We start from the raw sequence: 10781 nt of genomic DNA, 5'->3' as shown, positions 1-10781 counted from the left end.
GAGTATAATGGATTCAGATACAATTTTATATAGCTGATATGTTTGTTCATTTTCATTACATATTAGTTTTTACAGATTCGGAGGTGCTTAGTATGCTTCATGAAATTAGTTTTCATTCCTTTAATGATCGTGATGAAGTGCAGGGATGGGTTTATGTACCTGCCTGCAAACCAAAAGGAATTGTACAGGTAATCCATGGATTCGGAGAACATTCTCGCCGTTATTTCCATATGATCGTGAAATTTATGGATGCTGGGTATATCGTTGCGGCAGATGACCATGTTGGCCATGGGAAAACTGCCATGTATAACAACACCTGGGGTGACTGGGGTGATGCTGGTTTCCATACGATGATGGAAGATGAGCATAAGTTGAAAGAGATCGTCAATGAAATGTATCCTGATCTTCCTTATTTTCTATTCGGACATAGCATGGGATCCTTTATTACTCGAGATTTTGCTGCGAAATATGGGGAAGAGCTTGCAGGAATTACAATCTGTGGTACAACCGGACATTTCCGCGGTGCTACAGAAGCTGAAACTGCTCTGTTGGCTGCTGTTGCTGAAGGAAAAGGAAAAGAGTCTGATCCTTCCTTTACAACTGATCTGATGGGGTGGATGTGCGAGCGTTGTGGTAATGTTTCCATTGGAAATGAATGGATCTGTTCTGATCCTTATGTTCAGAAAGATCATGCTGAAGATCCATTTGATGCATTTACAAAACCAACAACCAACCAGTCTCTACTTTATTTTGTCCAAATGATGAAAGCGATCACTGGTACGGAATGGGCAAGTAAGGTTCCTTCTGATCTTCCAATTTATAATATTGGCGGAGATCAGGATCCTGTTGGTGAATATGGAAAGGGTATCTATGAAGTTTCTAACTGGCTTGTTGATACCGAACATAACGTAAAAACTCGTGTTTATTCTGGATATCGTCATGAGATTCATAATTATGATGATCTGAAGGATGAGGTAGAGGCTGGAATTGTTTCCTTTATGGATTCAGTTTTGAATGAATAATTTTCTCATTATAATTTCGTAAAAGATAAAGGAATTTTTTATATCTTTAAATCATAACAAAAGTACCACAGAAATTTTATACTCCTGTGGTACTTTTTTGTAATTATTTTAATTTATCCAATAATGATGTTCCAATCGTTCCTTCTGGCATCTTGATTCCAAAGTTATCAGTAACTGTTGCTCCGATCACTGCAAAGGTATCTTGATCTTCTAATTTTCCGCTGCTTTTTAAAGATTTTGAGTATGCAATAAATGGTGTATATTCTCTTGTATGATCTGTTCCTGTATAAGTTGGATCATTTCCATGATCTGCAGTGATGATCAGTAAATCATCTTCTTTTAAAACTTCTAAAAGATTTCCTAAACCAACATCAAATTTTTCAATCTCTTTTGCATACCCAACCGGGTTTCTTCGATGTCCCCAAAGAGTGTCAAAGTCTACCAGATTTGTAAAGCATAATCCGTGGAAATCTTCTTTACATACATCTACGGTCTGCTCCATTCCATGGACAGAACTCTCAGAATGATATGCTTTTGTGATTCCTTCTCCGCAGAATATATCATTGATCTTTCCAACAGAAATCACATCAAATTCCTCATCTTTTAATGCATTCAACGCAGTTCTTGAAAATGGTTTTAAAGCATAATCTCTTCGGTTGCTGGTTCTTACAAATTCACCTTTCTTCTTTCCAACATATGGTCTTGCTATGATTCTTCCGACTTTCCATTCATTTTTCATTGTAAGTTCTCTCGCAATCTCACAGCATCGATAGAGATTGGCAAGATCAAAGGTTTCTTCATTTCCACAGATCTGCATCACGGAATCTGCAGATGTATACACAATCATGGAACCATTTTTGATCTCTTCTTCACCTAATTCATCCAGAATCTGCGTCCCACTGGCACATTTATTTCCTATGACTTTCTTTCCGCATTTTTCTTCTAATTCACGAATCAATTCTGGTGGAAATCCTGTATCTGTAAAGGTAAGAAATGGTTTCTCAATCTTTAGGCCCATCATCTCCCAATGGCCAGTCATGGTGTCTTTTCCGTTACTGCTTTCTTTTAATCTAGCATAATAGGCCATTGGATTTTTCGCTTCTTCCATTTCTTTGACTGGATGAAGATTCAGCATTCCTAGTTTCTTTAAGTTTGGAATGTTTAAGGTTCCTACTGTATCACAAATATGACCAAAAGTATCTACATCATAATCTCCAAATCTAGCTGCATCCGGCATCTCTCCGATTCCTAAGGAGTCTAAAACGATAACAAAAATTCTTTTATATCTTTCCATATTACATTCCTCCTTTTTCTTTTATTATAGACTGATTTACTAATTTCTTCTAGTATTTTAAAAAGAAAAAATCCCTCGGATATTCAATACCCGAGGGACCCATCATTTAATTAATCAAAATTATTTATAGTTTACGATTTTACCAAAGTCTGGTTTTAATGATGCTCCACCAACTAATCCACCGTCAATATCTGGCTGTGCAAATAATTCTGGTGCACTAGCTGCAGATACAGATCCACCATACTGAATGCGGATTGCTTCTGCTGTAGCTTCATCATATACTTCTGCGATACATGCACGGATTGCTGCGCAAACTTCCTGAGCCTGTTCTGTTGTTGCAACTTTACCAGTTCCAATAGCCCAGATTGGCTCATAAGCGATAACTGCAGTCTTAGCCTGGTCAGCACTTACTCCCTGGAATGCAATCTTGATCTGCTGGCGAACGAAGTCAATTGTAACTCCCTGTTCTCTCTGAGCAAGAGTTTCACCACAGCAAACGATTGGTGTAATTCCATGTTCAAAAGCTTTTAATACTTTTTTGTTAACAGTTTCATCTGTTTCAGCAAAGTATTCTCTTCTTTCAGAATGTCCAAGAATAACATATTTTACTCCAAGATCTGTTAACATATTAGGAGCGATTTCTCCTGTGTAAGCTCCACTTTCTTCAAAGTACATATTCTCAGCACCGATTGCAATATTGCTTCCTTTAGCAGCTTCGATTGCTGCTGGAATGTCGATTGCTGGTACACAGAATACTACATCAGAAGTTTCACTTGCTACTAATGGTTTTAATTCTTCGATTAATGCTTTTGCCTCGCTAGGAGTTTTGTTCATTTTCCAGTTTCCTGCTACGATTGTTTTACGCATAAGACTTATATCCTTCTTTCTTGATATATTGTTTAAAAATTATTTAAAAAATTTAATATCTACAACGATTATTTATCGTCGGCTGCTACTACACCTGGAAGGTCTTTTCCTTCTAAGAATTCAAGAGAAGCTCCACCACCTGTAGAGATGTGTGTCATCTTGTCTGCGAATCCTAACTGGTTAACAGCTGCTGCAGAGTCTCCTCCACCGATAATTGTTGTTGCATCTGTATCAGCTAAAGCCTGAGCAACGGCAATTGTTCCTTTTGCAAGGATAGGATTTTCAAATACTCCCATTGGTCCGTTCCATACAACTGTTTTAGCAGATTTTACTGCTTCTGCGAATTTTTCGCATGTAGCTGTACCGATATCAAGACCTTCTTTATCTGCTGGAATTGCATCAAATGGTACTACAGATACTTCGATCTCAGCATCGATTGGATTAGGAAATCCATCTGCCACTGTTGTATCGATTGGAAGATATAAATTCTTTCCTAATTTCTCTGCTTTTGCCATCATTTCTTTACAGTAGTCGATCTTTTCATCGTCTACTAATGAATTACCAACTTCATAACCCTGTGCTTTTAAGAATGTATAAGCCATTCCTCCACCGATGATCAGTGTATCACATTTTTCAAGTAAATTATCAATTACTTTTAATTTGTCAGCAACTTTCGCTCCACCTAAGATGGCTACCATAGGTCTTTCTGGATTATTAACCGCATTTCCTAAGAAATCGATCTCTTTCTGCATTAAATATCCTACAACGGCTGTATCAACATATTCTGTTACACCAACGTTTGAGCAATGTGCTCTATGAGCTGTACCAAACGCATCGTTTACAAATACATCACAAAGATCTGCAAGTTCTTTACTGAATGCTTCACCATTTTTAGTTTCTTCTGCTCTGTAACGAGTATTCTGAAGAAGTACTACTTCTCCATCTTTCATAGCAGCTACTGCTGCTTTTGCATTATCTCCGACAACATTGTCATCTGCTGCAAATTTAACTTCCTGTCCTAACAGTTCGCTTAAACGTACTGCTACTGGTGCTAAAGATAATTCCGGTTTTGGTTCTCCTTTAGGTTTACCTAAATGAGAGCAAAGGATTACTTTTCCACCATCAGCAATCAGTTTCTTGATTGTTGGAAGTGCTGCAACCAGACGATTTTCATCTGTAATCTGTCCGTCTTTTAAAGGTACGTTAAAGTCACAACGTACTAGGACTCTCTTTCCAGCTACATTAATGTCATCTACAGATTTTTTGTTTAACATGTTTCGTTTTTCCTCCTAAGATTGTATGCCATAAGGCATCTCTTATTTAATTAGGGCTTTTAGTTTTAATTTAAAAATAGGGCCCGGTCCCCAAAGACCGGACCCTTGTTTGAGTCTTATCACACTGTATAATTAATTACAGGCCTATCCTCATTCAAATATCAAATTAAGCTAATTCAGCAAAGTATTTGATTGTTCTTACCATCTGGCTTGTGTAAGAGTTTTCATTGTCATACCAAGATACAACCTGAACCTCTGTTGTTCCATTCTCTAATGGAAGAACCATTGTCTGTGTAGCATCGAATAAAGAACCATATCTCATTCCTACGATATCGCTAGATACGATTTCGTCTGTGTTATATCCGAAAGATTCTGTCTGAGCTGCTTTCATAGCTGCGTTTACTTCATCAACTGTTACATTTCCTTCAACAACTGCTGTTAAGATTGTTGTAGATCCTGTAGGAGTTGGAACACGCTGAGCAGATCCGATTAATTTTCCGTTTAATTCTGGAATAACAAGTCCGATTGCTTTAGCAGCACCTGTAGAGTTAGGTACGATGTTAACTGCTGCTGCACGAGATCTTCTTAAGTCACCTTTTCTCTGAGGTCCGTCAAGAGTCATCTGATCTCCTGTGTAAGCATGGATTGTGCACATGATTCCAGATTTGATTGCTGCAAGATCATTAAGAGCTTTAGCCATAGGTGCTAAGCAGTTTGTTGTACAAGATGCAGCAGAAATAACTGTATCCTCTGCTTTTAATTCTTCATGGTTTACATTGTAAACGATTGTTGGAAGATCGTTTCCTGCTGGTGCAGAGATAACAACCTTTCTTGCTCCTGCTTCGATATGAGCAGATGCTTTTTCTTTAGATGTGTAGAATCCTGTACATTCAAGTACTACGTCTACTCCAAGTTCTCCCCATGGAAGGTTCTTAGCATCAGCTTCAGCGTAGATTGTGATTTCTTTTCCATCAACTGTGATAGAGTTTTCTCCAGCTTCTACTTTATCAGCTAATGCATATGTTCCCTGTGAAGAATCATATTTTAATAAGTGTGCAAGCATCTTTGGAGATGTTAAATCGTTGATTGCTACAACTTCATATCCTTCTGCTCCGAACATCTGTCTGAATGCAAGACGTCCAATACGTCCAAATCCATTAATTGCTACTTTAACTGCCATCTCAAATTCCTCCTAAGTCTTGATTAATTAATTTGATGGATTTGTCAATCTGTTAATCTATTGACAAACTTCTTTCTTATTTTAAACAATACCGACAAAAAATTCAAGGGAAATTTAGTATTTTTATCATGTATACAATAAAACGTCCTTGTACAATTTTACCAAATTTTGATATTGTTTCTTTAGCACAATGAATAAATACCAATTTTCCTGAAATTTCATTATTCTTCTTCGTCATTCTGACTTAAAATATATCTGGCGATCGTAAATGCATATCCCGCAATTCTTTCCATACTGGAAATGATATCAAGGAAATATACTCCTACATCTGGTGAACATTCTCCATCTTTCATACGTTGGATATGTCTTTTCCTGATCGTTTTTCTTGTATAATACACATCTGCCGCATAAGAAAGAGTTTCTTTTGCCTCTTTTGTATCATCAAATTCAATCGCACGGATTGCTGATTCAAATGCTGATTTTACAAGATTATTCATATTTCTAAGCTCATATGCTGCATCTTCTGAAATACTTTCTTTCATATCTTTGATATGCTGCAGATATCCAGCCATATTTTCCACATGATCTCCGGAACGTTCAATGTCCGTGATCGAATCAAATAGATTATTAACAACTTTCATTTCTTTTTCCGTGATTGCCAGATGACTGATCTTAACCAAATATTCTGTGATCATTGGCTCTAAATGATTGATCACCTGTTCGTCATTGTGAACTTTATCGATCTTACTCTGCCTTGGTTCTTCCCCTCGCATTGCTTCTTTTGTGACACGATTTAAGTTCTTTAAAACAATTTCACCCATACGCACAACTTCTTTTACAGCATTCTCTACAGCAAATGCTGGTGTTTCAAGAATACGTGGATCTAAGTGACGTAATGCTTTCTCTTCCGGTTCTTCTTCCTCTTCATCCTCCACAACATCTTCATGGATAATAATACCTGATAATTTAACCAATGCATTTGCAAATGGGAATAACAATATCGTTACAGATACATTAAAGATTGAGTGGAAAATAGAAATCTGTGTACTTGATATATGCTGCATTGCAAGATCTGGGAATATTCCAAAGAAGATCGTCATGATCACTCCATAGATTGCTGCTCCTAATACATTGAAGCTTAAATGGATTACCGCTGCTCTTTTTGCTGTTTTATTCGCTCCTGCACTTGATAAGATTGCAGTGATACAAGTACCAATATTCTGTCCTAAAGTAATAAAGATTGCTGATCTCCAGTTTACAATTCCTCTCATTGCTAATGTCTGTAAAATACCAACAGATGCTGAAGAACTCTGAATAATCGCTGTTACAACCGCCCCAACTAAAATTCCAAGAATCGGATTACTTCCTAATACCTGAAATGCTTTATAAAAAATAGGACTATCCTGATAGACTGAGATGGATGAAGACATAGATGATAATCCAATAAATAAGATACCAAATCCAACTGCAATCTCTGCTTTCTGTGTCAACTTCTGTTTGTTAGAAAATGTAATGATGAATGCTCCAATACCTAAAATAAATGGTGCAAAGAAATCTGGCTTCAGTGCTCCTGCCCACTCATTGGCTGATACAAGCCATGCTGTGATCGTTGTACCAACATTTGCACCCATGATAACTCCTGCCGCCTGTGTAAGGTTCATGATACCAGCATTTACAAAACCAACAACCATAACTGTAGTTGCAGATGAACTCTGAATGATTGCTGTTACCAATGCTCCTACCAGAACACCCAGAATACGATTATTGGTCAGATATCCTAGCAGGTCTCTCATTTTATTTCCTGCTGTTTTTTGAAGTCCTGATGCCATGATATCCATGCCATACAGAAACATTCCAAGTCCGCCGATAAACGCAAACAGGTTACCGACATGTGTTAGTGTATTCATTTTTTATGATTCCTCCTGTGTTTTTAACAGATCCCCCTTATTGGATCTCCCACATATATAATATTATCGTTTGTACGACATAAATAATTTTAACAAACATACTCCTATATTTAAAGAACTTTTTACATAGATCTTATTTTTTCTTTATGTTTCTATTATAACGTGTATAATAAAAGTATTAATTTTTGTTTATTTTGACTATTTACAAAGGAGTTTTTTATGATTCTTGCAGATTATCATTTACATACCAGTTTTTCTTCCGATTCAGAAAGTCCTATGGAAGATATGATCAAAAAGGCAATTTCTCTTGGTCTTAAAACCATTTGTTTTACAGAACATCATGATATTGATTATCCCGATAACCCTGATGATTTTGACTTTCTTTTGGATCTTCCGTCTTATAAAGAAAATTTATTTACAATGAAAGAACAATTTAAGGATCAGATTGAAATCAATTATGGGGTTGAACTTGGATTAATGCCAACAACTTTAAAGAAATGTTCTGATTTTGTAAAGGATGAACCTTTCGATTTCATTATTGGTTCTACTCATATTGTTGACTTTATGGATCCTTATGATGCAATTTATTTTGAAACTTACCCTGCCGGCAAAGGACTTGCTCATTATTTTGAAGATATTTTAAAAAATGTTTCTTCTTTTGATGATTATTGTGTCTATGGACATATTGATTATGCAGCACGTTATATCAAAGATCCTTCTTTTGAATTTCATTACAGTGATTATTCTGATCTCCTAGATACTATTTTAAAAACTATCATCGATCATGGAAAAGGCATTGAAGTGAATACTGCTGGACTTAAATACGGCATGAATGATCCTAATCCTCATCATGATATTATAAAAAGATATCTCGAACTTGGCGGCGAGATCATCACCATCGGTTCCGACGGACATTGTCCTAAACATATGGCTTATGATTTTCATAAATTGCCTGATTTTCTGTCTTCTCTTGGAGTTCGTTATTATACGATTTTTCGAAATAAAAAGCCCGAATTTATTAAATTATAAGTTTCATAATACCAAAAAGAACGAAATTATAAGATATTCCTATAATTTCGTTCTTTTACTTTGTTTGATCCATTTTAAAGTGCTCTCATCCATTCTGATTTCATATGAATATTTCCCTTAATTGCTTCATCTAATAAATGAATCATTGTTTCTTTATCCTGATTTAATGTTCCTCTTAAATTTACATAATTGGATGCATGATTTGATCTAAAAAGGCATCCTGGACAATCCAGATATTTTATCATTTCTTTTGTTTCGATCAAAATATCATATGGATTTAAAAGTTCAAATTCTCCGCTTCTGATCTTATCTGCCAACGGAAGACCTTCTTCTATCATTAACGTGAGCAATCCTATATAATCTGGCTTCATTTCTGATAAAACGAGTCCTGTATCTTTGGCATGATCCTTCCATAGCTTTCTGCCACCCAAACCTGAGATTGCCGTAACAGATAGTCGGATTCCTGCCTTTTTTACCTTATGTGCAGCCTCGATCATCTCTTGTGCTGTCACACCTTTTTTCATATATGCAAGGACACCATCATTTCCTGATTCTAATCCCATATAAATCATAGATATTCCAAGTCGTTGTAATTTGTCCAATTCTTCTTGGTCCTTCATTAAGATACTTCTTGGTGATCCATATAAGGTTACTTGTCTGCATTCTGGAAATTTTCCTTGAATAAAATGAAGAATTGATTCTAAGTCTTGTGTTTTACAGACCAATGCATCTCCATCTGCAAGAAAGATCTTCTCAACATGTCTGTATTGATTCCTTGCATCTTGCAAATCTTCAAGTACTTCTTTTGCTTTTCTGATCCTAAAGCTTTTTTCTTTAAACATATTACAGAAAATACAGTGATTCTGGCTACAGCCGATTGTTACCTGTACAATCAGACTATATGCCTCACTTGGCGGTCTGTAAATCATTCCTTCATATCTCATATTTTCTCCTGATTTTTTTATTTTACAATTCTTCTTACTGAAAGTACTTTTCGATAATTAGCTTTTGGAGAAATCTTGATTCCTGTTTTCCTAGAACTTGCATGAACAATCTTTCCGTTACCTATATAAATAGCAACATGACCATTATAGCAAATTAAATCTCCTGGCTGCTTTTTTTTATATGAAACTTTACGTCCTGCTCTTCTCTGAGAAGATGAACTTCTTGGAAGATTATATCCAAATGATTTGTACACACTTTTTACAAATCCTGAACAGTCTGCACCAGTATTCAGATTCGTTCCTCCCCATACATATGGGTTCCCAACAAATCGTTGTGCAAATGATGCTACTGTTTTACCTTTATTATATGTACTTCCTTTTAGTTTTGGTGCTCTTGTATTAATATATACATATTTTTTTAGTACATATCCTGTTTTTCCTCCAACTTTGATCTTTCTCCAACTTCCACTCGTGGAAAGAACTGTTACTTTTGTTCCTATTTTTAATTTTTTGATCGTTTTTGCTTTTTTAGATTTTGATTTTCTCATTCTGCACCAATGTTTATATATTTTACCACTATATCCTGATGCTGCAAAAACTGTTGTTGTCGATGATGTTGTTGTCGATATTGTTGGGGTAATCGTTGTTGTTAACATTACGGCTGTCATAGCCGCAATCATTGTTATTTTCTTTACTATTTTTATCATAATTATTGCCTCAATTCTATTTTTATAATTGTTACATTTCTGTTACATTTATTGTAATCTTAGCATATTATTGATTTCTTGTAAAGTGTTTTTGTAATATTTCTGTAATATTTATAACGTTTTTTGAAATATTCAAGAAAGCAGTGCGATCCTGCTTAGCAAGCAAGATGCTCAGATTTATCTTCTTATAAAACAAAAAATAGACTAGACATAAATCTAATCTATCTTTCAATAACAGGGGCAGAGAGACTCGAACTCCCAACTGCGGTTTTGGAGACCGATGTTTTACCATTGAAACTATGCCCCTTTATTAAATTATAAAGGATATACCTTCAAAACAACATACAAGAACTATTCACATCTTTTACACTCAGCCTTCTTTGGTTAAAGCCTCGACCGATTAGTAACAGTCAGCTCCATGCGTTACCGCACTTCCACCTCTGCCCTATCTACCTCGTCGTCTTCAAGGGGTCTTACTACCTTTCGGTATGGGAAATCTTATCTTTAGGGGGGCTTCACGCTTAGATGCCTTCAGCGTTTATCCCTTCCAGACTTGG

9 protein-coding genes, 1 tRNA gene and 1 rRNA gene are annotated in these 10781 nt (G+C 36.0%); 2 read left to right on the top strand and 9 right to left on the bottom strand.

All coding sequences use genetic code 11. The features are described 5' to 3' along the window. Positions 1–92: 92 nt before the first annotated feature. Positions 93–1022 carry an alpha/beta fold hydrolase gene (locus KE503_RS13445; protein ID WP_212385524.1) on the top strand — a complete coding sequence of 310 codons (930 nt, stop codon included), beginning with the start codon at positions 93–95 and terminating at the stop codon, positions 1020–1022. 103 nt (positions 1023–1125) lie between these two features. Here the strand turns inward: KE503_RS13445 and KE503_RS13440 are convergent, their stop codons facing one another. From KE503_RS13440 to KE503_RS13420, 5 genes are all read right to left on the bottom strand, one after another. Beyond that, entirely contained in the window at positions 1126–2316 is a 1191-nt protein-coding gene (locus tag KE503_RS13440; protein WP_212385523.1) for a phosphopentomutase, read from the bottom strand. 120 nt (positions 2317–2436) lie between these two features. Further along, positions 2437–3183, bottom strand: coding sequence for a triose-phosphate isomerase (gene tpiA, locus KE503_RS13435; RefSeq protein WP_022374987.1), 747 nt, complete (start codon positions 3181–3183; stop codon positions 2437–2439). A gap of 68 nt (positions 3184–3251) precedes the next feature. Next, positions 3252–4457, bottom strand: a complete 1206-nt coding sequence (locus KE503_RS13430) for a phosphoglycerate kinase (RefSeq protein WP_022374986.1) — start codon at positions 4455–4457, stop codon at positions 3252–3254. A gap of 166 nt (positions 4458–4623) precedes the next feature. Then, the gene (gene gap, locus KE503_RS13425) at positions 4624–5637 is read right to left on the bottom strand and encodes a type I glyceraldehyde-3-phosphate dehydrogenase (RefSeq protein WP_055197827.1); all 1014 of its coding nucleotides are present in this window, start codon (positions 5635–5637) and stop codon (positions 4624–4626) included. 221 nt (positions 5638–5858) lie between these two features. Beyond that, positions 5859–7544, bottom strand: coding sequence for a Na/Pi cotransporter family protein (locus tag KE503_RS13420; protein WP_022374760.1), 1686 nt, complete (start codon positions 7542–7544; stop codon positions 5859–5861). Between the two features lie 219 nt (positions 7545–7763). Here KE503_RS13420 and KE503_RS13415 point away from each other — a divergent pair, with 219 nt between their 5' ends. Next, entirely contained in the window at positions 7764–8573 is an 810-nt protein-coding gene (locus KE503_RS13415; RefSeq protein ID WP_212385522.1) for a histidinol-phosphatase HisJ family protein, read from the top strand. Positions 8574–8647: 74 nt separating this feature from the next. Here the strand turns inward: KE503_RS13415 and KE503_RS13410 are convergent, their stop codons facing one another. From KE503_RS13410 to KE503_RS13395, 4 genes are all read right to left on the bottom strand, one after another. Beyond that, positions 8648–9517: a radical SAM protein gene (locus KE503_RS13410; protein WP_212385521.1), complete on the bottom strand. Its 870-nt coding sequence runs from the start codon at positions 9515–9517 to the stop codon at positions 8648–8650. A 17-nt stretch (positions 9518–9534) separates the two neighbouring features. Then, positions 9535–10224, bottom strand: a complete 690-nt coding sequence (locus KE503_RS13405; RefSeq protein ID WP_212385520.1) for a C40 family peptidase — start codon at positions 10222–10224, stop codon at positions 9535–9537. 235 nt (positions 10225–10459) lie between these two features. Further along, positions 10460–10531 (bottom strand) — tRNA-Trp (locus tag KE503_RS13400). A gap of 73 nt (positions 10532–10604) precedes the next feature. After that, positions 10605–10781, bottom strand: a 23S ribosomal RNA gene (locus tag KE503_RS13395); the annotation flags it as partial.

The organism is Anaerostipes sp. Marseille-Q3525 (assembly GCF_018223505.1).
In the GTDB taxonomy this organism is placed as follows: Bacteria; Bacillota; Clostridia; order Lachnospirales; family Lachnospiraceae; genus Anaerostipes; species Anaerostipes amylophilus.
This window is presented reverse-complemented; position numbering and strand designations above follow the sequence as displayed.